General features: G+C 71.2%; 18 protein-coding genes. All 18 read left to right on the forward strand.

The window, feature by feature from the left end:
- The first annotated feature begins 6 nt into the window (after window positions 1-6).
- Window positions 7-3,888, forward strand: a complete 3,882-nt coding sequence (locus FSY66_RS03575) for a DNA-directed RNA polymerase subunit beta' (protein ID WP_144791326.1) — start codon at window positions 7-9, stop codon at window positions 3,886-3,888.
- 237 nt (window positions 3,889-4,125) lie between these two features.
- On the forward strand, window positions 4,126-6,282 hold the full coding sequence (locus FSY66_RS03580; RefSeq protein ID WP_144791328.1) for a neutral/alkaline non-lysosomal ceramidase N-terminal domain-containing protein: 2,157 nt from the start codon (window positions 4,126-4,128) through the stop codon (window positions 6,280-6,282).
- A gap of 61 nt (window positions 6,283-6,343) precedes the next feature.
- Window positions 6,344-7,117, forward strand: a complete 774-nt coding sequence (locus tag FSY66_RS13010) for an IclR family transcriptional regulator (protein ID WP_186304384.1) — start codon at window positions 6,344-6,346, stop codon at window positions 7,115-7,117.
- Window positions 7,118-7,187: 70 nt separating this feature from the next.
- On the forward strand, window positions 7,188-8,420 hold the full coding sequence (locus FSY66_RS03590; RefSeq protein WP_144791332.1) for a 4-hydroxybenzoate 3-monooxygenase: 1,233 nt from the start codon (window positions 7,188-7,190) through the stop codon (window positions 8,418-8,420).
- A 202-nt stretch (window positions 8,421-8,622) separates the two neighbouring features.
- Window positions 8,623-9,408 (forward strand): protocatechuate 3,4-dioxygenase subunit beta, encoded by a 786-nt coding sequence (gene pcaH, locus FSY66_RS03595; RefSeq protein ID WP_260853424.1) that lies wholly within the window; start codon window positions 8,623-8,625, stop codon window positions 9,406-9,408.
- The gene (gene pcaG / locus FSY66_RS03600) at window positions 9,401-9,970 is read left to right on the forward strand and encodes a protocatechuate 3,4-dioxygenase subunit alpha (RefSeq protein ID WP_144791334.1); all 570 of its coding nucleotides are present in this window, start codon (window positions 9,401-9,403) and stop codon (window positions 9,968-9,970) included. Before pcaH ends, pcaG begins: the two co-directional genes overlap by 8 nt.
- A gap of 110 nt (window positions 9,971-10,080) precedes the next feature.
- On the forward strand, window positions 10,081-11,547 hold the full coding sequence (locus FSY66_RS03605) for a lyase family protein (RefSeq protein WP_144791336.1): 1,467 nt from the start codon (window positions 10,081-10,083) through the stop codon (window positions 11,545-11,547).
- Window positions 11,544-12,893 (forward strand): bifunctional 3-oxoadipate enol-lactonase/4-carboxymuconolactone decarboxylase PcaDC, encoded by a 1,350-nt coding sequence (pcaDC, locus tag FSY66_RS13180; RefSeq protein WP_144791338.1) that lies wholly within the window; start codon window positions 11,544-11,546, stop codon window positions 12,891-12,893. The genes FSY66_RS03605 and pcaDC overlap by 4 nt, the downstream gene beginning before the upstream one ends.
- Window positions 12,890-14,116, forward strand: coding sequence for a thiolase family protein (locus FSY66_RS03615; RefSeq protein ID WP_396350872.1), 1,227 nt, complete (start codon window positions 12,890-12,892; stop codon window positions 14,114-14,116). The genes pcaDC and FSY66_RS03615 overlap by 4 nt, the downstream gene beginning before the upstream one ends.
- Before the next feature lie 54 nt (window positions 14,117-14,170).
- Window positions 14,171-14,854 (forward strand): 3-oxoacid CoA-transferase subunit A, encoded by a 684-nt coding sequence (locus FSY66_RS03620; protein ID WP_144791340.1) that lies wholly within the window; start codon window positions 14,171-14,173, stop codon window positions 14,852-14,854.
- A gap of 123 nt (window positions 14,855-14,977) precedes the next feature.
- The gene (locus tag FSY66_RS03625) at window positions 14,978-15,637 is read left to right on the forward strand and encodes a 3-oxoacid CoA-transferase subunit B (protein WP_144791342.1); all 660 of its coding nucleotides are present in this window, start codon (window positions 14,978-14,980) and stop codon (window positions 15,635-15,637) included.
- 17 nt (window positions 15,638-15,654) lie between these two features.
- The gene (locus FSY66_RS03630) at window positions 15,655-16,494 is read left to right on the forward strand and encodes an IclR family transcriptional regulator domain-containing protein (RefSeq protein WP_144791344.1); all 840 of its coding nucleotides are present in this window, start codon (window positions 15,655-15,657) and stop codon (window positions 16,492-16,494) included.
- Window positions 16,495-16,768: 274 nt separating this feature from the next.
- Complete coding sequence (gene rpsL, locus FSY66_RS03635) at window positions 16,769-17,143, forward strand: 30S ribosomal protein S12 (protein ID WP_144791347.1); 375 nt, start codon at window positions 16,769-16,771, stop codon at window positions 17,141-17,143.
- Window positions 17,143-17,613 (forward strand): 30S ribosomal protein S7, encoded by a 471-nt coding sequence (rpsG, locus tag FSY66_RS03640; RefSeq protein ID WP_144791349.1) that lies wholly within the window; start codon window positions 17,143-17,145, stop codon window positions 17,611-17,613. Before rpsL ends, rpsG begins: the two co-directional genes overlap by 1 nt.
- A gap of 87 nt (window positions 17,614-17,700) precedes the next feature.
- The gene (gene fusA, locus FSY66_RS03645) at window positions 17,701-19,815 is read left to right on the forward strand and encodes an elongation factor G (RefSeq protein ID WP_144791351.1); all 2,115 of its coding nucleotides are present in this window, start codon (window positions 17,701-17,703) and stop codon (window positions 19,813-19,815) included.
- Between the two features lie 217 nt (window positions 19,816-20,032).
- On the forward strand, window positions 20,033-21,223 hold the full coding sequence (gene tuf / locus FSY66_RS03650) for an elongation factor Tu (RefSeq protein ID WP_144791353.1): 1,191 nt from the start codon (window positions 20,033-20,035) through the stop codon (window positions 21,221-21,223).
- A 493-nt stretch (window positions 21,224-21,716) separates the two neighbouring features.
- Window positions 21,717-22,025: a 30S ribosomal protein S10 gene (gene rpsJ, locus FSY66_RS03655; protein ID WP_006213509.1), complete on the forward strand. Its 309-nt coding sequence runs from the start codon at window positions 21,717-21,719 to the stop codon at window positions 22,023-22,025.
- Window positions 22,026-22,042: 17 nt separating this feature from the next.
- Complete coding sequence (gene rplC, locus FSY66_RS03660) at window positions 22,043-22,699, forward strand: 50S ribosomal protein L3 (RefSeq protein ID WP_144791356.1); 657 nt, start codon at window positions 22,043-22,045, stop codon at window positions 22,697-22,699.
- Window positions 22,700-22,704: the final 5 nt, after the last annotated feature.

Here is a 22,704-nt window from a genome sequence, read left to right on the forward strand (position 1 = left end):
ATCCTCATGTCCAACGATTCTTCGCTCAACCTCATGCGCATCGGCCTCGCCACGGCCGACCAGATCCGCAGCTGGTCCTACGGCGAGGTCAAGAAGCCCGAGACCATCAACTACCGCACGCTCAAGCCGGAGAAGGACGGGCTCTTCTGCGAGAAGATCTTCGGCCCCACCCGGGACTGGGAGTGCTACTGCGGCAAGTACAAGCGCGTGCGCTACAAGGGCATCATCTGCGAGCGCTGCGGCGTCGAGGTCACCCGCGCCAAGGTGCGCCGCGAGCGCATGGGCCACCTCGAGCTCGCCGCGCCCGTGACCCACATCTGGTACTTCAAGGGCGTCCCGTCGCGCCTGGGGTACCTGCTGGACCTCGCGCCCAAGGACCTCGAGAAGGTCATCTACTTCGCGGCCTACATGATCACGAAGGTCGACGAGGAGGCCCGCCACGAGGACCTGCCGAACCTCCAGGCCGCGATCGACCGCGAGAAGAAGGCCCTCGAGGACCAGCGCGATGCCGACGTCGTCGCCATCGCCGGCGATCTCGAGACCGATCTCGCGGAGGTCGAGAAGGAGGGCGGCAAGGCAGCGGAGAAGCGCAAGCTGCGCGATGCCGCCGACCGCCAGATGGCCAACGTGCGCAAGCGCGCCGACCGCGAGATCGACGCGATCGACCGCGTGTGGGAGCGCTTCAAGACCCTGAAGGTCAACGACCTCGAGGGCGACGAGGCGCTGTACCGCCAGCTCCAGGACCGCTTCGGCATGTACTTCGAGGGCTCGATGGGCGCCGAGGCGATCAAGAAGCGCCTCGAGAGCTTCGACCTCTCCGCCGAGGCCGAGGCGCTGCGCGAGACCATCGCCACGGGCAAGGGCCAGCGCAAGTCCCGCGCCCTGAAGCGCCTCAAGGTCGTCAACGCGTTCCTGAGCACGGACAACTCGCCGCTGGGCATGGTCCTGGACGCGGTCCCGGTCATCCCGCCGGAGCTGCGCCCCATGGTCCAGCTCGACGGCGGCCGGTTCGCGACCTCGGACCTCAACGACCTGTACCGCCGCGTGATCAACCGCAACAACCGCCTGAAGCGCCTGCTGGATCTCGGCGCCCCCGAGATCATCGTGAACAACGAGAAGCGCATGCTCCAGGAGGCCGTGGACTCGCTGTTCGACAACGGCCGCCGCGGCCGTCCGGTCACGGGTCCGGGCAACCGCGCCCTCAAGTCGCTGTCCGACATGCTCAAGGGCAAGCAGGGCCGCTTCCGCCAGAACCTGCTCGGCAAGCGCGTGGACTACTCGGGCCGCTCGGTCATCGTGGTCGGCCCGCAGCTGCGCATGCACCAGTGCGGCCTGCCCAAGCAGATGGCCCTCGAGCTGTTCAAGCCGTTCGTGATGAAGCGCCTGGTCGATCTCAACCACGCGCAGAACATCAAGTCGGCCAAGCGCATGGTCGAGCGCTTCCGCCCGCAGGTGTGGGATGTCCTCGAGGAGGTCATCACCGAGCACCCCGTGCTGCTCAACCGCGCTCCGACGCTGCACCGACTGGGCATCCAGGCCTTCGAGCCGCAGCTCGTCGAGGGCAAGGCCATCCAGCTGCACCCGCTCGTGTGCTCGGCGTTCAACGCCGACTTCGACGGCGACCAGATGGCCGTGCACCTGCCGCTGTCGCCCGAGGCCCAGGCCGAGGCGCGCGTGCTGATGCTGTCGTCGAACAACATCCTGAAGCCCTCGGACGGCAAGCCGATCGCCCTGCCCTCGCAGGACATGATCATCGGCCTGTACCACCTGACCACCGTCCGCGAGGACGAGGTCGGGGCGGGCGAGAGCTACTCGTCCGTGGCCGAGGCCGTCATGGCCTTCGACGCGCACAAGCTGCACCTCAACGCGCCGATCAAGGTCCGGGTCGAGGACTTCGTCCCGGCCGAGGGCTGGGAGGCGCCGGAGGGCTGGAGCCAGGGCGACACCGTCACGGTCGAGACCACCCTGGGCCGGGTCATCTTCAACCAGCAGCTGCCCGCCGAGCACCCGTGGTTCGAGGGCATCGCCGACAAGAAGAGCCTGTCGCGCCTGGTGAACGACCTCGCCGAGGACTACTCGATGGGCGTCGTCGCGCAGACCCTGGACAACTTCAAGGACGCCGGCTTCTACTGGGCCGCCTGGTCCGGCATCACCGTCGCGATCTCCGACATCGCGACCCCGCCGTCCAAGCCCCGGATCATGGAGGGCTACGAGGCCCAGGCCGCCAAGATCCAGACCCAGTACGAGACGGGCCTGATCGACGACGACGAGCGGCGCACCGAGCAGATCGACATCTGGACCAAGGCGACCGACGAGGTCGCGGAGGCCATGCGCGAGAACCTCGGCCGGCTGAACAACATCAACCGGATGGTGTCCTCGGGCGCTCGAGGCAACTGGATGCAGGTCCGCCAGATCGCGGGCATCCGCGGCCTGGTGGCCAACCCCAAGGGCGAGATCATGCCCCGCCCGATCAAGTCCTCGTACCGCGAGGGCCTGACCGTGCTGGAGTACTTCATCGCGACCCACGGCGCCCGCAAGGGCCTGGCCGACACCGCGCTGCGCACGGCGAACTCGGGCTACCTGACCCGTCGCCTGGTGGACGTCTCCCAGGACGTCATCGTCCGCGAGGGCGACTGCGGCACGGACCGCGGCCTGACGCTGCCGGTGTCCGAGATCTCGGAGACGGGGACCCGCATCCTCGACGCCGAGGTGGAGAACACGATCCACGGCCGCGTGCTGGCCGTGGACGTGGCCGATGCCCAGGGCGAGATCGTGGCCCAGGCGGGGCAGGACCTCTCGGACGCGCTGATCCGGGCGATCTTCGACGCCGGGGTCGACCAGGTCCGCGTCCGCTCGGTGCTGACCTGCGACTCCGCCGTCGGCGTGTGCGCGGCCTGCTACGGCCGCTCGCTGGCGACCAACAAGCTGGTCGACATCGGCGAGGCCGTCGGCATCATCGCCGCGCAGTCGATCGGCGAGCCCGGCACGCAGCTGACCATGCGCACGTTCCACACGGGCGGCGTCGCCTCCTCGGACGGCGACATCACCCAGGGCCTGCCGCGCATCCAGGAGCTCTTCGAGGCCCGCACGCCCAAGGGCGTCGCGCCGATCTCGGAGGTGGCCGGCCGCGCCACCATCGAGGACACGGAGAAGGGCGTGCGCGTCGTCGTCACCCCGAACAACGGGGACGAGGACTTCGCGTACCCGGTGCTGCGCCGCGCCAAGCTGCTCGTGGCCGACGGCGAGTCCGTCGAGGTCGGGCAGCAGCTCGTGGCGGGCGCCGTGGACCCCAAGGAGGTCCTGCGCATCCGCGGCCGCCGCGCTGCCCAGAAGCACCTGGTGGACGAGGTCCAGGGCGTCTACCGCTCGCAGGGCGTGGGCATCCACGACAAGCACGTGGAGGTCATCGTCCGGCAGATGCTGCGCCGCAACACGGTCATCGAGTCGGGCGACACCGACCTGCTGCCGGGCGAGCTCGTCGACGACGTCCGCTACCGCGAGGCCAATCGCAAGGCCGTGACCTCGCAGCAGCGCCCTGCCGCCGGCCGCCCCGAGCTGATGGGCATCACCAAGGCTTCGCTGGCCACGGACTCGTGGCTGTCGGCCGCCTCCTTCCAGGAGACGACCCGCGTGCTGACCCAGGCCGCCATGGAGGCCAAGTCGGATCCGCTGGTGGGCCTGAAGGAGAACGTGATCATCGGCAAGCTGATCCCGGCCGGCACCGGTCTGGCTCGCTACAACGATGTCAGCGTCGAGCCCACGGAGGAGGCCAAGGCCGCCCTGTTCACGGACAGCGGCGCGTACTCGGACTTCTCCTACGCCGATGACTCGTCGCTCGGCGAGTTCCAGGCCATCCCGCTGGAGGACTACGACTTCGGCGCCAGCTGATCGGATGCCGGGCCCGGATGACCGGGTCCGGCGACCCGCGGCACCGCAAGGGCCCCGCTCCGTCGACGGAGCGGGGCCCTTGCCCGTCCGGCCGGGCAGGGCGGGGGAGCGCAGCGGGTCCGGGCGGGCGGGCGGCGCCGCAGATGACGGCCCGGCGGGCCCCGGGGGTCCCCTCAAGGGCGGACACCGCCGGCGCAGCTCTGCCTGGCGGCGCGGCCCGGTCCTAGCGTGGCTGCCATGCCCCAGCACAGCAGCGCCTCCGAGGCCGTCGCCGCCCGCCGCCCCGCCTCCGACGACCACGCAGGGCGGGTCCCGCACGAGGGCGGTGCCGCGGCCGACCCGCCGCTTCCCGACGGGCCCTCCCGACGTCAGCTGGGCCTCGGAGCCCTCGGAGCGGCGGCTGCGGCGACGGTGCTCTCCGGGGGCGCGGCGCCGGCAGCCCATGCGGCACCCGGGCAGGAGGGCGACGGCGTCTTCCTCATCGGGCGCGCCGTGCGCGACATCACCGGCGAGCCCGCCGGGGTGGGCTTCATGGGCTACGGGGACACGGCCCAGCTCGGGCAGGGCATCCACATGCGCCAGCACGCCCGCGCCTTCGTGATCGAGGATCCCGCCGACGGCGCGCATCTCGCCCTGGTGATCGCCGATCTGCTGTGCCCCACCGACGGGCTGCGGCAGGCGGTGATCCGACGGCTGCAGGCCCGGGCCCCGGGACGCTGGTCGCAGGCCTCGGTCGCCCTCGGCGGGACCCACACCCATCAGACCCCCGGGGGCACCGGGTACGACGAGCTGCACAACATCACGACCCTCGGCTTCCAGGCGGACTCGTTCGAGGCGCAGGTCGAGGGCATCACGGCGGCGATCCTGGCCGCCGATGCGGACCGCGCCGAGGGGACCCTGCGGCTGAGCCGCTCCGAGCTGTCGAACGCCGGCGCGAACCGCTCCATGGAGGCCTTCCGCCGCAATCCCGCGCACCTGCGCGATGCCCTGCCGGACGGTCTGGACACCTCCTCGACCACCCTGCGCTTCGAGCGCGGGGGAGCGGTCGACGCCGTCGTGAACTGGTTCGCGGTGCACAGCACGTCGCTGACGCATGGGAACCGGCTGATCTCCGGGGACAACAAGGGCTATGCCGAGTACGCGCTCGAGCGCCTGGACCACGGGGCGGACCTGACCGGCGATCAGCGCCCGGTCTTCCTGGCGGCCTTCGCCAACGCCAACTCCGGGGACATCAGCCCCAATCTGGCCCTGCGGCCCGGAACGGGGCCGACCGATGACCCGTACGAGAACGTGCGTCGGATCGGCACCCGCCAGGCGGATGCGGTGCGCGCCCAGCTCGCCGGCCCGGGGGAGCCGGTGGGCTCCGGGCTGCGCAGCCGCATCGTCTACGTCGACATGCGCGGCTACGAGGTCCGCCCCGAGTTCACCACCACCGGCCGCACGGAGCGCACGGGCTGGGCCATCCTGGGCACGTCCTTCGGCGCCGGCTCGACCGAGGACGGCGGCGGGGTGAGCTTCCTCGAGGAGGGGCTGTGGAACAACCCGTTCTCGGCCGCGCTGAGCTCGTGGCGCTACCGCACCGACCGCTACGAGGCCGCCGTCCACGCCCCCAAGTCCTCGCTGCTGCCGGTCGGGGCCATGGGCTGGGTCCAGCAGCAGGTCCCCGTGCAGCTGATCCGACTGGGCTCCGTGTGGATCGCCGTGATGCCCGGCGAGGTCACGGCCGCGGCCGGCGTGATGTACCGCCGTGCGGTGGCCGACGCCGCCGGAGCTCGGGAGCGCGACGTGATCATCCAGGGCACCTCCAACGGCTACACGCACTACGTCACGACCCCGTGGGAGTACGAGTCGCAGCAGTACGAGGGGGCCGCCACGATGTTCGGCAAGCACTCGGCCCCCGCGTTCTGCCAGATCCTCGCCGGGCTCGCCAGGGCCGTCGCGGCGGACGCGGAGGTCGCCCTGGGCCCCGTGCCCCGGGACGAGTCGGGCACGGCCCTTCGCTCGCTGCAGGGGGCCAGCGGCGCCGACGTGCCCATGCCGCTGCACGGCTTCGGCGACGTGTGGACCCAGCCCGAGGACGCGACCGCCGGGCAGACGGCCCGCGCCGTGTTCGTGGGCGCGAATCCCAACAGCGACGTGCGCCGCGGCGACACCTTCCTCTCGCTCGAGCGGCAGGAGAGCGGCGGCTGGGTCAGGGTGCGCGACGATCAGGACTTCGACACCAGATTCGTGTGGCAGGACCGGCAGTTCTCGCGCTCGCTCGTGAGCCTCGAATGGACCGTGCCGGCGGGGGCGGCCGGAGCCTACCGATTCGTGTACCGGGGAGCCCGACGGACGAGCCTGGGCTCCCTCCGCCCGATCTCGGGCACCAGCCGTGCCTTCCGGGTGAGCTGAGGCCCCGGCAAGGCCACCGCCCGCGCCCCGTGCGGACCGCGTCCGGGGCACAATGCCGTGCATGGCCAACTCGTCGTCGGGAGACTCCGTGCTCGCGCGCATCGACCGCGTGCTGGCAGCGTTCGGGCGCGACCGGCCCAGGATGACGCCGGCCGAGGTGGCCCGCGAGACCGGCCTGCCGCCGGCGACCGCCCACCGGATGTGCGCGGATCTCGCCGCGGCCGGATGGCTCGCCCGGAGCCCGGGCGGGACCTACGCGGTGGGGACGCGCCTCTGGGAGCTGGCGACGCGGGCAGCCCCGGAGACCACCCTCGCGGCGGCGGCCGCCCCCTTCCTCCAGGACGTGCAGAGCGCCCTGCAGCAGCATGTCCAGCTCGGCCGCCTCGAGGGCGACGAGGTCCTGTTCCTGCAGCGCGTGTCGCACCCCGGCTCCCGGCCCATCAGCTCCGCGGTGGCCGAGAGACTGCCCCTGCACCGCTCGGCCACGGGGCTGGTGCTGCTGGCCCACGAGCCGGCGGACGAGCGGGCGGCCTGGATCCGCAGGGCCCTGCAGCGCGGGGAGACCCTGCCGCAGGGCGGGCCGCGGGACCTGGAGCGGGTCCTGGCCGAGATCCGCGCCACGGGCCACGCGATCCAGACCGGCAATCTCGAGCCGGACCGCACGGGCATCGCGGTGCCGGTCATGACGCGCCCGGGGCAGGTGATCGCGGGCCTGGGGATCGTGGCTGATCGGACGCTGGCGCCCGTCGACCCCGGCGCGGTCGTGCAGGCCCTGCACACGGCCGCCCACGGCATCGCCCGCGTGGTCGAGCAGGCCGCGCATCCCATTGAATGAGCAGAGTGTGGCGCAGGACTCCTCGTGCGGCGGACACTGAGCGCACTGCCGTTCACCAGGAGGACAGCCCATGAGCCAGGATCCGCAGCAGCCGTCGTCGACCTCGCCCTCAGCCCCCGGCCCGGAGCCGATCGAGACCCAGGTCGCCATCGTGGGCGCAGGACCGGCGGGACTCATGCTCGCCCATCTGCTGCGCCGGGAGGGGCTCGAGGCCGTCGTGGTCGAGAAGCGCGATCCCGAGACCATCCGCGCGACGCACCGAGCCGGGATCCTCGAGGCGGGGACCGTGGACATGCTGGTGGACTCGGGCGTCGACGGCCGGGTCCTCAGCGAGGGCCACGAGCACGAGGGGACCACGCTGCGCTTCGAGGGGCGCAGCCACCACATCGACTTCCAGGACTCCGTCGGGCGCTCGGTGTGGCTCTACCCGCAGAACGAGGTGTTCTGGGACCTGAAGCAGGCCTCCGATCGCGACGGCGGCACGGTGTTCTGGTCGGTCGACGACGTCGCGGTCCACGACGTCGAGACCGAGCGGCCGCGCGTGAGCTTCACCGGCGCCGACGGAGCGGCCCGCGAGGTCCGGGCGCGGATCCTCGTGGGAGCCGACGGATCCCGCTCGGTGTGCCGGAAGGCGATCCCGGGGGAGGTGCGCACCGATCACTTCACCGAATATCCGTTCGCGTGGTTCGGCATCCTGTGCGAGGCCGCTCCGAGCCACCACGAGCTGATCTACACCCGCTCCGAGGCCGGCTTCGCGCTGATCTCGCAGCGCTCCGACACGGTGCAGCGCATGTACTTCCAGTGCGACCCGTCGGAGGACCCGGAGGACTGGACCGACGAGCGGATCTGGGCGCGGCTGCAGGAGTGCCTGTCCGGCCCGGACGGCTTCCGCCTCCAGGAGGGGCCGATCTTCGAGAAGACCGTCCTGCCCTTCCGGTCGTACGTGTGCGAGCCGCTGCGCCACGGGTCGCTCGTGCTCGTGGGGGATGCCGGGCACACCGTGCCGCCCACCGGGGCCAAGGGCCTGAACCTCGCCTTCTGCGACGTCCGCGTCCTGGCGCCCGCGCTGATCGCCCTGCTGCGCGACGGCGACGAGTCCGGGCTCGTCGCCTACTCGGCCGCGGCCCTCGAGCGGGTGTGGAAGGCGCAGAACTTCTCGTACTGGGTGACGCGCATGATGCACACCAGCGCGGAGGACTCCGCGTTCGACGCCCGCCGCCAGCTCGGCGAGCTCGCCTCCGTCACGGGCTCGCCCCACGGCCGCGCCTACTTCGCGGACTGCTACACCGGCTGGCAGTCCTGAGGCGCCGCCTCCCGCCGACCCGGCCCCGCTCCCGGGGCCGCCGCTCCCCGAATGTGTGCGCATAGCGCACAAGTGTTCATTCCCGGAGTGATCCACGTTATCCTCAGGTCCGAGAGCACGGGCAGGGGCCTGCCATGGGATGACGGTCCGCGCCGCAGGGCGCGGCGAGCTGTCGACTGCCCGTCGGATGAAGGAGATGACCATGGCCGACACCGTCACGTCCTCGGACGCGGCAGCGGACTCCCAGGCCGTCCTGGACGCGGAGATCGCCGCGATCTCGCAGGAGCACGCCTCCTCCGGGGCTGTCGAGACCCAGCCTCGCCTGGACTACCCGCCCTACCGCAGCTCGATCCTGCGCCACCCCACCAAGGACCTCCACCACGCGGACCCGGAGACGATCGAGCTGTCGGCTCCCGCCTTCGGCCCGCGCGACGTCCACGCCCTCGAGTCGGATCTGACCATCCAGGAGAAGGGCGAGCCGATCGGGGAGCGCATCACGGTCAGCGGCCGGGTGCTCGACGGCCAGGGCCGTCCGGTCCGCGGGCAGCTCGTGGAGATCTGGCAGGCCAATGCCGCCGGCCGCTACATCCACAAGCGCGATCAGCACCCGGCGCCGATCGACCCGGCCTTCACCGGCGTGGGGCGGTGCCTGACGGGGGAGGACGGGTCCTACTCGTTCACCACGATCAAGCCCGGCCCCTATCCGTGGAAGAACCACCACAACGCGTGGCGTCCCGCGCACATCCACTTCTCGCTGTTCGGCACCGAGTTCACGCAGCGCATGATCACCCAGATGTACTTCCCCGGGGATCCGCTGTTCGCCCTCGATCCCATCTACCAGTCGATCGTGGATCCCAAGGCGCGCGAACGGCTCGTGGCGAGCTACGACCACGACCTCTCGGCCCACGAGTGGTCCCTGGGCTACCGCTGGGACATCGTGCTCACCGGAGCGCACCGCACCCTGATGGAGGAGGACACCGATGTCTGAGCAGCTCACACCCACTCCGGGCCAGACGATCGGGCCCTTCTACGGCTACGCCCTGCCCTACGACGGCGGCGAGGCGCTCGTCGACCGCTCGCACCCCCGCGCCGTGCGGCTGCACGGGACCGTCTACGACGGGAACGGAGACCCCGTGCCCGACTCCATGCTGGAGATCTGGCAGGCCGACGAGCAGGGGAGGGTCTGCCAGGAGCCCGGCTCCCTGCTGCGGGACGGGTACACCTTCACCGGCTTCGGGCGGCAGGCGGTGGACAACGTCGGCGCCTACTCGTTCACCACGGTCGATCCCGGGCCGACGCAGCCGGGCGCGGCGCCGTTCATCGTCATGGCGGTCTTCGCCCGCGGACTGCTGAACCGGCTCTTCACCCGAATCTACCTCCCGGAGGACCGGGAGGCGCTCGAGAACGATGCGCTGCTGAGCTCGGTCCCGGCCGACCGCCGCGACACGCTCATCGCCCAGCGCGAGCAGGACGGCTCCCTGCGCTTCGACGTGCGGCTGCAGGGGGAGGCGGAGACCGTCTTCCTGCGCTATCCGCAGCACGCGGACTGAGCGGCCCGCGCTGCGCCGGCCCTCGGGCGGGCGCGGCGCGGGCGGCCCCCGCGGCGGCGGGGCCGCGCCATCGAGGACCGCAGGATCTCAGAAGGACGAGGAAGGAACGCATGAGCGCACAGGACGGCGACGTCGGTCTGCTGGTCCCCGGAGCCCACCGGGCCAGGGGGCTGACCGGCGACCGGCAGGTGCTGCGCTGCCTCGTGCGCGCCGAGGTCGACTGGGTGCAGGCGCAGGCCGAGGCCGGGCTCGTCCCATCCACGGCCGCGCAGGCGGCGCGGCGCGTCCTGGCGGACGAGCAGCTCGAGCGGTGCTTCGACCTCGCGGACCTGGCCGAGCGCGGCGAGCTCGGCGGCAATCCCGTGATCCCCGTGCTCGCGGACCTGCGGGCCGCTGTCCGGGATATCGATCCGCAGGCGGCGACCGCGCTGCACCGGGGGCTGACCAGCCAGGACGTCCTGGACACCGCGCTCATGCTGATGCTCGACGGCGCCCTCGCGGAGATCGGCTCCTCGCTCCGGCGCGCGGAGACCGCCCTGGCTCGCCGCGCGCAGGAGCACCGGAGCACGATCAGCGTGGCGCGCACCCTGACGCAGCATGCCCTGCCCTCGGTCTTCGGGCTGCGCTGCGCCCAGTGGCTCGAGGGCCTGCTAGATGCGCACGACCGGCTGCGGGCGCTGCGCCCGCCCGTCGCCGTCGGCGGCGCGGCCGGAACGCTGGCCGGCAGCTGCGCGCTGTTCCCCGATGCCGGCGACCCCGCCGAGCAGGCCCTCGGGCTGCACCGGCGATGGGCCCGTGCGCTCGGCCTGTCGGAGGCCCCGCACGTCTGGCACACCTCTCGCCAGCCCGTCCTGGATGCGGGCGCGGCCCTGGGATCCATGTGCGCGGCCCTCGGCAAGATCGCCGACGACGTCCTGCTGCTCTCGCGACCCGAGCTCGGGGAATTGCGCGAGCCCACCGGCCCGGGGCGCGGCGTCTCCTCGGCCATGCCCCAGAAGCAGAACCCGGTGCTGTCGGTGCAGCTGCGCCGCACCGCGCTGAGCGCCCCGCAGCAGGTCGCCGCCCTGTTCGCGGCCGCCTCGTCCTCGGTCGACGAGCGCCCCGACGGCGCCTGGCACGTGGAGTGGCCCGCCCTGCGCGAGCTGCTGCGCCTGAGCCTGAGCGCCGCCTCCCAGCTGGCCGAGCTGTGCGAGGGCCTGAAAGCCGATCCGCAGCGGATGGAGCAGAACCTGCGCGGCTCGGGGCCCGCCCTGCTCTCGGAGCGGATCGTGGCGGCGCTGAAGCCGCACGTGCCGGAGACCGCCGACGCCACGGCAGCCCAGCGGATCCAGCAGGCCCTCGCGGGCGCGGGGTCCGACGCGGGCCGCGTGGTCGACGCGCTCGAGGAGCTCACGGCCGGGCAGCGCGACGAGCAGGGCCGGACGTTCGGCCGCGAGCGGCTGGCGGCGCTGTGCGATCCCCGCGGGTACCTCGGCGCCGCCGAGCACCTCATCGACCGGGCCGTCGACCGGCAGGCGCGCAGCCTCCGCGAGACCCGGCAGCCCGCAGACGACCACGACCAGGGAGCCACCGCATGACCGTGCCCGCCATCCGCCTCGTCGACCTCTCCGTCGGCTCCGAGCGGGGGGAGGAGGATCTCCCCGTGCTCCTGCTCGGGCCCGCACTGGGGACCTCGGCGGCAGCCCTGTGGGGCGGCGTCTCGCGGGCGCTCGGCCCCGGGATGCGCGTCATCGGCTGGGAGCTGCCCGGCCACGGCGGCGCGCCCGCGGCCGCCGAGGACTTCTCGGTCGAGGAGCTCTCCCGCGGGGTCCTCGACTCCCTCGACGCGCGGACGGAGCAGCAGAACGGATCTTCGTTCGTCTGCGCCGGGTGCTCCGTGGGCGGCGCGGTCGGGCTGCAGCTGCTGCTCGATGCGCCCGAGCGCGTCCAGGGGGCCGTCGTGGTGGCCTCGACGCCGCGGCTGGGCGATCCCCAGGCCTGGCGCGAGCGCGCGGAGCTCGTGGCGGCGGCCGGGACCCCGACCCAGGTGATCGACAGCGCGCAGCGCTGGTTCGCCCCGGGATTCATCGACCGCGATGCGGCCTCCGGCGACGGCATCGCCACCGGCCTGCTGCATGCGCTGCAGGGTGCGGACCGCCACGGCTACGCCCAGGTCTGCCGGGCCCTGGCCGGCTTCGACGTCTCGGACCGGCTCGGGGAGATCGACGCCCCCGTGATCGCGATCGCCGGCGAGCACGACCCGTCCGTGCCGCCGCAGGCGGTCCGCGACTGGGCGCAGGAGATCGCCGGAGCGCGGTTCGTCCAGGCGGCGGACGCCGCTCACCTGGTCCCCGCCGAGAAGCCCGCGGCCGTCGCGGAGCAGATCCTGCGCCTGACGGGGGCGGAGCCGGCGGTCGACGGAGGCGCCGCCTGCGCCGGTCCCGCCGACCCGCCCCGCGGCCCGCAGGCGGCCGCGCAGGGCCGCGACGACCGGACCGCGGCCCAGGCCCATGCCGACGGGATGCGGGTGCGCAGGGAGGTGCTCTCGGACGCGCACGTCGATCGCTCGGAGGCTCGCAAGGACGACTTCACCGCGGAATGGCAGGACTTCATCTCCCGATACGCGTGGGGGGAGATCTGGACCCGTCCCGGCCTGGACCGCCCCATGCGCAGCGCGATCACGCTGACCGCCCTCATCGCGGCGGGGCACTGGGGCGAGTTCGAGATGCACGTGGGCGCCGCCCTGCGCAACGGGCTGACCCGCGAGCAGATCAAGGAGATCCTGCTCCAGTCGGCCATCTACCTGTCCGTGCCCTCCGCCAACAACGCCTTCTCGCACGCCAAGGCCGTGTTCGACCGCCTCGACGAGCAGGACGCGGAATCCGCCCACGGAACGCCCACCGACGACAACGACCACGAGAACGACGAAGGAGTCTCCTCATGAGCCAGCCGACCCGGAGTCTGCAGGACGCCTACATCTACGACGCCGTGCGCACGCCGTTCGCCAAGATCGGCGGCGCGCTGTCCACCCACCGCCCCGACGACCTGGCCGCCCTGGTGATCTCGACCATGGTCGAGCGCGCCCAGGGCCTGGACGCCGAGCGCATCGACGAGGTCGTCTTCGGCAACGCGAACGGAGCCGGCGAGGAGAACCGCAACGTCGCGCGCATGGCCACGCTGCTGGCCGGGCTGCCGACCTCCCTGCCGGGCACCACGGTCAACCGGCTGTGCGGCTCCTCGCTGGATGCCGCCATGATGGCCTCGCGGCAGATCGAGGTCGGCGAGGCCGAGCTCATGCTGGTGGGCGGCGTCGAGTCCATGTCGCGGGCGCCCTGGGTCCTGCCCAAGACGGAGCGCCCCTTCCCCATGCAGGACCTGCAGCTGGCGAACACGACGCTGGGCTGGCGCCTGGTCAACCCCGAGATGCCCGACGCGTGGACGGTCTCTCTGGGCGAGGCCACCGAGCAGCTGCGCGAGAAGCACGGGATCACCCGGGAGGAGCAGGACGAGTTCTCCGCGCGATCCCACCAGCTGGCCGCGAAGGCGTGGGACGAGGGCCGCTACGACGATCTCACCGTGACGGTCAGGGCGAACACCAAGCGCGGCTCGGACGTCTCCCGCGACGAGACCGTGCGCGCCGACTCGACACCGGAGACCCTCGGCGGGCTGCGCACCGTGTTCCGCCGCGAGAACGGCACGGTCACGGCCGGCAACGCCTCGCCCATGAACGACGGGGCCTCCGCCGCGTGGCTGGGCTCGGAGGCCGCCGCCGAGCTGCTGGGCCGGCAGCCGCTGGCGCGCATCGCCGGACGCGGCGCGGCGGCCAACGAGCCGCAGTTCTTCGGCGAGGCGCCCGTCGAGGCCGCGAACATCGCCCTCGAGCGCGCCGGCATCTCGTGGGACGACGTCAGCGCGGTCGAGCTCAACGAGGCCTTCGCCGCGCAGTCGCTGGCCTGCCTGCGGCAGTGGGGGATCGAGGAGTCCATCGTCAACGCGTGGGGCGGCGCGATCGCCATCGGCCACCCGCTCGGCGCCTCCGGGACCCGCGTGCTCGGCACCCTCGCGCGTCGGCTGCAGGCCGAGGGCGGCCGCTGGGGCGTGGCCTCGCTGTGCATCGGCGTCGGGCAGGGCCTGGCGGTCGTGCTGGAGAACCCGGACGCCGCCTGAGCCGCGGGCGTCGCCCCCGCACCGACACCGAACGACCATTCGCAAGGAGAGAGCATGCTGAGCATCGTGGACACCCCCGCAGAGGCCGTCGCGCAGATCGAGGACGGCTCGACCGTCATGATCGGCGGATTCGGAGTGGCGGGGCAGCCCGTCGAGCTGATCGACGCCCTGATCGAGCACGGCGCGAAGGACCTGACCGTCGTGAACAACAACGCCGGCAACGGCGATGTGGGACTGGCCAAGCTGATCCAGCTGGGGAGGGTGCGCAAGATCATCTGCTCCTTCCCGCGCCAGTCCGACTCGTGGCACTTCGACGAGAAGTACCACGCCGGCGAGATCGAGCTCGAGGTCGTGCCCCAGGGCAACCTCGCCGAGCGCATCCGAGCCGCCGGAGCGGGCATCGGCGCGTTCTACACGCCGACGGGCTACGGGACGCCGCTGGCCGAGGGCAAGGAGGTGCGCGAGTTCGACGGCCGCCACCAGGTCCTCGAGTACCCCATCGTCGCCGACTACGCGCTGACCAAGGCCCACACCGCCGACACGGCCGGGAACCTGACCTACCGCAAGACGGCGCGCAACTTCGGCCCGATCATGGCCGCCGCGGCCCGGACCTCGATCGTGCAGGTCTCCGAGGTCGTGGAGCGCGGCCGGATGGATCCGGAGTCGGTCGTGACCCCGGGCATCTACGTGGACACGGTCGTGCGCATCCAGGCGCCCGAGGTGCCCGCCGCGGGCTGAGCCCGCCCTTCCCGCGCCGCCGCCCGCCCCGACCGGGAGCCCGGGAGGCGGCCGGGCCCCGCCCATCCCGCAGACACGCCGTCGCAGCGGCCCCGCCGGCCGCGCAGAGAGCGAGAGAAGACCATGAGCACCCCGCAGACCCAGGACGCGCCGCTGGACAACCAGCAGCTCGCCGAGCTCGTCGCCCGGGACATCCCCGCCGGCGCCTACGTGAACCTCGGCATCGGCCAGCCCACGCTGGTCTCCGACTACCTCACCCCCGAGGACGACGTCACCCTGCACACCGAGAACGGCATGCTCGGCATGGGCGCGGCGGCCCACGGCGACGACGTCGACCCGGAGCTGATCAACGCCGGCAAGATCCCCGTCGTCGAGACCGACGGCTGCTCCTACTTCCACCACGCCGACTCCTTCGCCATGATGCGCGGCGGGCACCTCGACTGCTGCGTGCTGGGCGCGTTCCAGGTGGACCGCAGCGGCAACCTGGCCAACTGGAGCACGGGCAAGCCGGGCGCGATCCCGGCCGTGGGCGGGGCCATGGACCTGGCCACCGGGGCCAAGCAGACCTTCGTCATGATGGATCTGCGCACCAAGAAGGACCAGCCCAAGCTCGTGGAGGAGTGCGACATGCCCCTGACCGGCGTCGGCTGCGTCTCGCGCGTCTACACGGATCGGGCCGTCTTCCTGATCGAGGGCGAGGGCCGCGTGGTGGTCCGCGAGACCTTCGGGGCGACGTTCGACGAGATCCAGGAGCTCGTGCCCTTCCCGCTCGAGCAGGCCTGAGGCCCCGGAGCACGCCGATGGCGCAGCATCCGGTCGCCGGGCCCCCCGGCTCGGAGGGCGGCGTCCCCGCGGACGCGCCCCCGGGCCAGGGGTCCGGCGGCTCCCACTTCGTGCAGTCCCTGGCCCGCGGCCTCAGCGTCATCACGGCCTTCGACGCGTCCCGGCCCCGGATGACGCTCGCAGACGTCGCGCGGCGGACCGGGCTGTCCCGGGCCACGGCCCGCCGGCTCCTGCTCACCCTCGAGCAGCTCGGCTACGTGCGCACCGTCGGCCGCGAGTTCGAGCTCACGGCCAAGGTCCTGGAGATCGGCTACGCCTACCTCTCCTCGCTCGAGCTCCCCGAGATCGCCGCACCCCACCTTCGCCGGCTCTCCGAGCGCCTGGGGGAGTCGACCTCCGTGGCCGTCCTCGACGGCTCGGACATCGTCTACGTGGCCCGCGTGCAGGCGCGCCACATCATGAACGTCGCGATCTCCGTGGGCACGCGCTTCCCCGCCCACGCCACGTCGATGGGCCGGGTGCTGCTCAGCGAGCTGCCCGACGATGAGGTGCGGGTCCGGTGCGAGGGCCCGCTGGAGCACCCGCCCGCCGCCCGCACGGTCTCGACGCTCGACGGCCTGCGCCGACGCCTGGCGGAGGTGCGCCGCAGCGGGTACGCCGACGTCGACCAGGAGCTCGAGGCCGGGCTGCGCTCCGTGGCCGTCCCGGTGCGCGACGCCGGCGCCCGCGTCGTCGCGGCGGTCAACGTCTCCATGCGGGTCGGCGCCACCGCCGCCGATCCCGTCGCGGGGATCCTCCCCGCGCTGCGCGAATGCGCCGCTGGGATCGAGCGCGACCTGTCGGCCGCCGGCGCCTGACGCCCGCGACGAGCATCTGCTACAGTGACCGGGATTGGCTCGACCACCCGTGGTCGCTTCCAGTGGCAGATATGGACTCCGTCCTCAGGCACGCAGGGTGTGCCGAAATGCCACTTTTCGTCATGCCCGGACGCCTTCTCCCTGCAGCGCGTCGCTCTCACGCGCCGCGTGCGGTCCGGGCGATGACCGCGGGGCCCGGCTCGAGCGGCCTCGTCCGCGAGGCCGATCCACCACCGTCGCGCGCCGCACCGGCGCGCCACCATCAGGAGACGATGTGCCCACTATCCAGCAGCTGGTCCGCAAGGGCCGCACCCCGAAGGTCGTGAAGACCAAGGCGCCGGCCCTCCAGGGCAGCCCCATGAAGCGCGGCGTCTGCACCCGCGTCTACACGACCACCCCCAAGAAGCCGAACTCCGCCCTGCGGAAGGTCGCCCGCGTGCGCCTCAACAGCGGCATCGAGGTCACGGCCTACATCCCCGGCGAGGGCCACAACCTGCAGGAGCACTCGATCGTGCTCGTGCGCGGCGGCCGTGTGAAGGACCTCCCCGGCGTCCGCTACCGCATCGTGCGCGGTGCGCTCGACACCCAGGGCGTCAAGGGCCGCGGCCAGGCGCGCTCCCGCTACGGCGTGAAGAAGGAGAAGAAGTAATGCCTCGTAAGGGTCCCGCTCCCAAGCGCCCGCTCGTCGTCGACCCGGTCTACGGATCCCCGGTCGTCACGCAGCTGATCAACAAGGTCCTCCAGGACGGCAAGAAGTCCACCGCCGAGCGCATCGTCTACGGCGCGCTGGCCGGCGTCGAGCACAAGACCGGCGAGGAGCCGGTCGGCACGCTCAAGAAGGCCCTGGAGAACATCAAGCCGGCCCTCGAGGTCCGCTCCCGCCGCGTCGGCGGCGCGACCTACCAGGTGCCGATCGAGGTCCGCGCGGGCCGTTCGACCGCCCTGGCCCTGCGCTGGCTCGTCGGGTACTCGAAGGCCCGTCGCGAGAACACCATGACCGAGCGTCTGATGAACGAGATCCTGGACGCCTCGAACGGCCTGGGCGCCGCGGTCAAGCGCCGCGAGGACACCCACAAGATGGCCGAGTCGAACAAGGCCTTCGCCCACTACCGTTGGTGACACCAGCTCCGCTGGTAGCATCGGCCCGGTCTGCCGCCCCGCAGCAGGGGCGGCAGACCGCCGGCAACACCTCAGAAGGGACTCACCGTGGCACTTGACGTGCTTACCGACCTCAAGAAGGTCCGCAACATCGGCATCATGGCCCACATCGATGCCGGCAAGACGACCACCACCGAACGGATCCTGTTCTACACGGGCATCAACCACAAGCTCGGCGAGACCCACGAGGGCGCGTCGACGATGGACTGGATGGCTCAGGAGCAGGAGCGCGGCATCACGATCACCTCCGCGGCGACCACCTGCTTCTGGAACGACAACCAGATCAACATCATCGACACCCCCGGCCACGTGGACTTCACGGTCGAGGTCGAGCGCTCCCTGCGCGTCCTCGACGGCGCCGTGGCCGTCTTCGACGGCAAGGAGGGCGTGGAGCCCCAGTCGGAGACCGTGTGGCGCCAGGCCGACAAGTACGACGTCCCCCGCATCTGCTTCGTCAACAAGATGGACAAGCTCGGCGCGGACTTCTACTTCACCGTCGACACCATCGTGAACCGCCTCAAGGCCAAGCCGCTGGTCATGCAGCTGCCGATCGGCTCCGAGTCGGACTTCGTCGGCGTCGTCGACCTGATCTCCATGAAGGCCCTGGTCTGGGAGGGCGACTCCAAGGGCGACGTGTCCCTGGGCGCCTCCTACAAGACCGAGGAGATCCCGGCGGATCTGCTCGAGCGCGCCGAGCAGTACCGCGCCGAGCTCGTCGAGAACGTCGCCGAGGCCGATGACGAGCTCATGGAGAAGTACCTCGGCGGCGAGGAGCTGACCAACGACGAGCTCAAGGCCGGCATCCGCAAGCTGACGATCTCCTCGGAGGCCTACCCGGTCTTCTGCGGCTCCGCGTTCAAGAACCGCGGCGTGCAGCCGATGCTCGACGCCGTCGTGGACTACCTCCCGTCGCCGTTCGACGTCGACGACGTCCAGGGCCACTCGGTCAAGGACGAGGACGAGGTCATGACCCGCCCGGCCGACCGCTCGGCGCCGTTCTCGGCGCTGGCGTTCAAGGTCGCCGCGCACCCGTTCTACGGCCAGCTGACCTACACCCGCGTCTACTCGGGCACGGCCAAGGCCGGCGAGCAGGTCCTCAACTCGACCAAGTCCAAGAAGGAGCGCATCGGCAAGCTGTTCCAGATGCACTCCAACAAGGAGAACCCGGTCGAGGAGATCCAGGCGGGCCACATCTACGCGATCATCGGCCTCAAGGACACCACCACGGGCGACACCCTGTGCGACTCGGCGAACCCGATCGTGCTGGAGTCCATGTCCTTCCCGGCCCCCGTGATCTTCGTGGCCATCGAGCCCAAGACCAAGGGCGACCAGGAGAAGCTCTCCACGGCCATCCAGAAGCTCTCCGCCGAGGACCCGACCTTCACGGTGTCCCTCAACGAGGAGACCGGCCAGACCGAGATCGGCGGCATGGGCGAGCTCCACCTGGACATCCTGGTGGACCGCATGAAGCGCGAGTTCCGCGTCGAGGCGAACGTGGGCAAGCCCCAGGTCGCCTACCGCGAGACGATCAAGAAGCCGGTCGAGAAGGTCGACTTCACCCACAAGAAGCAGACCGGCGGCTCGGGCCAGTTCGCGAAGGTGCAGGTCTCCTTCGAGCCGATCGATCTCGAGGCCGAGGAGCTCTACGAGTTCGAGAACGCGGTCACCGGCGGGCGCATCCCGCGCGAGTACATCCCCTCCGTGGATGCCGGCATCCAGGACGCCATGCAGCTCGGCGTGCTGGCCGGCTACCCGGTCGTGGGCGTCAAGGCCACGCTGCTCGACGGCGCGTACCACGACGTCGACTCCTCCGAGATGGCGTTCAAGATCGCCGGCTCGATGGTGTTCAAGGAAGGCGCCAAGCGCGCCAACCCCGTCCTGCTCGAGCCGACGATGGCCGTCGAGGTCCGCACGCCCGAGGAGTACATGGGCGATGTCATCGGCGACCTGAACTCCCGCCGCGGCATGATCCAGTCCATGGAGGACGTCTCCGGCGTCAAGCTCGTCAAGGCCAGCGTCCCGCTGTCCGAGATGTTCGGCTACATCGGCGACCTGCGCTCCAAGACCCAGGGGCGCGCGGTCTACTCGATGTCCTTCGACTCCTACACGGAGGTCCCGAAGAACGTGGCCGAGGAGATCATCCAGAAGAACCGCGGCGAGTGATCCGCGGCGGCGGCCCTCCCGGGAGGCCCGCCGAAGGTCCCCAGGACCGCATCATCCCGGGCCCGCTCCGCCCTCGGAGCGCGGCGGGCCCGGAGCACGAACCGATTTCTCACCCCATAGGCCCCCGACTACACTTGCAGAGGATTGAGCTCGCTGAGCGCCTCTGGAAGCGTCACGAGGGCGAGCAAGTTCTCATCATTCTCTAGGAGGAACAACCATGGCGAAGGCCAAGTTCGAGCGCAGCAAGCCGCACGTCAACATCGGCACCATCGGTCACGTCGATCACGGCAAGACCACGCTGACCGCTGCGATCTCCAAGGTCCTGGCCGACAAGTACCCGGACCTCAACGAGGCTCGCGACTTCGGCGGCATCGACTCGGCTCCTGAGGAGCGCCAGCGCGGCATCACGATCAACATCGCGCACATCGAGTACCAGACCGAGAAGCGCCACTACGCGCACGTCGACGCCCCCGGCCACGCCGACTACGTCAAGAACATGATCACCGGCGCGGCCCAGATGGACGGCGCGATCCTCGTGGTCGCCGCCACCGACGGCCCCATGGCGCAGACCCGCGAGCACGTCCTGCTCGCCCGCCAGGTCGGCGTCCCGACCCTGCTGGTCGCGCTGAACAAGTCGGACATGGTCGACGACGAGGAGCTGCTGGACCTCGTCGAGATGGAGGTCCGCGAGCTGCTCTCCGATCAGGAGTTCGACGGCGACGAGGCCCCGGTCGTGCGCGTCTCGGCCCTCAAGGCCCTCGAGGGCGACCCCGAGTGGGTCGGCAAGATCGAGGAGCTCATGACGGCTGTCGACGAGTTCATCCCGGACCCGGTCCGCGACACCGACAAGCCCTTCCTCATGCCCGTCGAGGACGTCTTCACGATCACCGGCCGCGGCACCGTCGTGACCGGCCGTGCCGAGCGCGGCACGCTGCCGCTGAACTCCGAGGTCGAGATCGTCGGCATCCGCCCGATCCAGAAGACCACGGTCACCGGCATCGAGATGTTCCACAAGCAGATGGACGAGGCCATGGCCGGCGAGAACTGCGGCCTGCTGCTGCGCGGCCTCAAGCGCGACGACGTCGAGCGCGGCCAGGTCGTCTGCAAGCCGGGCTCGATCACCCCGCACACGGACTTCGAGGCGAACGTGTACATCCTGTCCAAGGACGAGGGCGGGCGTCACAACCCCTTCTACACGAACTACCGTCCGCAGTTCTACTTCCGCACCACGGACGTCACCGGCGTCATCACGCTGCCCGAGGGCACCGAGATGGTCATGCCCGGCGACAACACCGAGATGTCGGTCGAGCTGATCCAGCCGATCGCCATGGAGGAGGGCCTCGGCTTCGCCATCCGCGAGGGCGGCCGCACCGTGGGCTCCGGCAAGGTCACCAAGATCACCAAGTGATCCCGGCCTCCGCGCCCGGTCCGGTGATCGACTGATCGCCGCCGGCGACGGAAGCACCTGACAGAGGCCCCGCCTCCCGAGAGGGAGGCGGGGCCTCTGCTCGTCTCGCGACGACGCGCCGTCAGCAGGGGAGAGCCCCGCCACATCACGGGGTAGCGGTTGCGCGGCGGCTCGCGGTCATGGCAGGATGGACGCTGTTGTTCGCGCATCGGCGTGCTCCGCGGAGCCCATGGCCGATGCAGCGCGAGCCTCCAGGTGAGGCGCACAGCGCGGCGAACCCCTCTGAACGACCCTCCGATCCCGGGATCGATGCTGTCGCGTGCGCAGAGCGCATACCCGACACGCCCGACCCCGGGGGACGGTGCCCCGGCCGGCTGAGGAACCCGACGACGTCGGATTCAGCCCGTGCGGGGCGGCGCTGCCAGCAGCGCCACGCACAAGGAGCCCAGGCTCCGTCACAGGGAAGTACTCGAAGAAAGAGAGTCACGACGCCATGGCGGGACAGAAAATCCGCATCCGGCTGAAGTCCTATGACCACGAGGTCATCGACGTCTCGGCCCGCAAGATCGTCGAGACGGTGACCCGTGCCGGCGCGACCGTCGTCGGCCCGGTGCCGCTGCCGACCGAGAAGAACGTGTACACCGTCATCCGGTCGCCGCACAAGTACAAGGACAGCCGTGAGCACTTCGAGATGCGCACGCACAAGCGCCTGATCGACATCGTCGATCCCACGCCGAAGGCCGTCGACTCGCTCATGCGGCTCGATCTGCCGGCCGATGTGAACATCGAAATCAAGCTCTGATAAGGACCGCAGACGCAATGACTACGACTTACGAACGCCAGATGAAGGGCATCCTGGGCACCAAGCTCGGCATGACCCAGGTCTGGGACGAGAACGGGAACCTGGTTCCCGTCACCGTGGTCCGGGCTGACACCAACGTTGTGACCCAGCTGCGGACCCCGGAGAACGACGGCTACTCCGCCGTCCAGATCGGCTACGGCCAGATCGATCCGCGCAAGGTGACCAAGCCCCTGGCCGGTCACTTCGAGAAGGCCGGCGTGACCCCGCGCCGTCACCTCGTCGAGCTGCGGACGTCGGACGCCTCCGAGTACTCCCTGGGCCAGGAGCTCAGCGTGGACATCTTCGAGGCCGGCGCTCGCGTCGACGTCGTCGGCACCACCAAGGGCAAGGGCACCGCCGGTGTCATGAAGCGCCACGGCTTCGCCGGCGTCTCCGCCTCCCACGGTGCCCACAAGAATCACCGCAAGCCGGGCTCGATCGGCAATGCGTCCTACGCCGCGCGCGTCTTCAAGGGCATGCGCATGTCGGGCCGCATGGGCAACGAGCGCCACACCACCACGAACCTGAAGGTTCACGGGGTCGACGCCGACAACTCCCTGCTGCTCATCAAGGGCGCCCTGCCGGGCGCCAAGGGTTCGGTCGTCCTCGTCCGCACCTCCGTGAAGGGAGCCTGATACTC

This window comes from Kocuria palustris (assembly GCF_007666205.1).
GTDB lineage: Bacteria > Actinomycetota > Actinomycetes > Actinomycetales > Micrococcaceae > Kocuria > Kocuria palustris_A.

What these genes read in the sequence shown, in the direction of transcription:
- FSY66_RS03575 (WP_144791326.1), top strand. Translation starts at nt 7, where the DNA reads ATGTCCAACGATTCTTCGCTCAACCTCATGCGCATCGGCCTCGCCACG.
- FSY66_RS03580 (WP_144791328.1), top strand. Translation starts at nt 4,126, where the DNA reads ATGCCCCAGCACAGCAGCGCCTCCGAGGCCGTCGCCGCCCGCCGCCCC.
- FSY66_RS13010 (WP_186304384.1), top strand. Translation starts at nt 6,344, where the DNA reads ATGGCCAACTCGTCGTCGGGAGACTCCGTGCTCGCGCGCATCGACCGC.
- FSY66_RS03590 (WP_144791332.1), top strand. Translation starts at nt 7,188, where the DNA reads ATGAGCCAGGATCCGCAGCAGCCGTCGTCGACCTCGCCCTCAGCCCCC.
- pcaH (WP_260853424.1), top strand. Translation starts at nt 8,623, where the DNA reads ATGGCCGACACCGTCACGTCCTCGGACGCGGCAGCGGACTCCCAGGCC.
- pcaG (WP_144791334.1), top strand. Translation starts at nt 9,401, where the DNA reads ATGTCTGAGCAGCTCACACCCACTCCGGGCCAGACGATCGGGCCCTTC.
- FSY66_RS03605 (WP_144791336.1), top strand. Translation starts at nt 10,081, where the DNA reads ATGAGCGCACAGGACGGCGACGTCGGTCTGCTGGTCCCCGGAGCCCAC.
- pcaDC (WP_144791338.1), top strand. Translation starts at nt 11,544, where the DNA reads ATGACCGTGCCCGCCATCCGCCTCGTCGACCTCTCCGTCGGCTCCGAG.
- FSY66_RS03615 (WP_396350872.1), top strand. Translation starts at nt 12,890, where the DNA reads ATGAGCCAGCCGACCCGGAGTCTGCAGGACGCCTACATCTACGACGCC.
- FSY66_RS03620 (WP_144791340.1), top strand. Translation starts at nt 14,171, where the DNA reads ATGCTGAGCATCGTGGACACCCCCGCAGAGGCCGTCGCGCAGATCGAG.
- FSY66_RS03625 (WP_144791342.1), top strand. Translation starts at nt 14,978, where the DNA reads ATGAGCACCCCGCAGACCCAGGACGCGCCGCTGGACAACCAGCAGCTC.
- FSY66_RS03630 (WP_144791344.1), top strand. Translation starts at nt 15,655, where the DNA reads ATGGCGCAGCATCCGGTCGCCGGGCCCCCCGGCTCGGAGGGCGGCGTC.
- rpsG (WP_144791349.1), top strand. Translation starts at nt 17,143, where the DNA reads ATGCCTCGTAAGGGTCCCGCTCCCAAGCGCCCGCTCGTCGTCGACCCG.
- tuf (WP_144791353.1), top strand. Translation starts at nt 20,033, where the DNA reads ATGGCGAAGGCCAAGTTCGAGCGCAGCAAGCCGCACGTCAACATCGGC.
- rpsJ (WP_006213509.1), top strand. Translation starts at nt 21,717, where the DNA reads ATGGCGGGACAGAAAATCCGCATCCGGCTGAAGTCCTATGACCACGAG.
- rplC (WP_144791356.1), top strand. Translation starts at nt 22,043, where the DNA reads ATGACTACGACTTACGAACGCCAGATGAAGGGCATCCTGGGCACCAAG.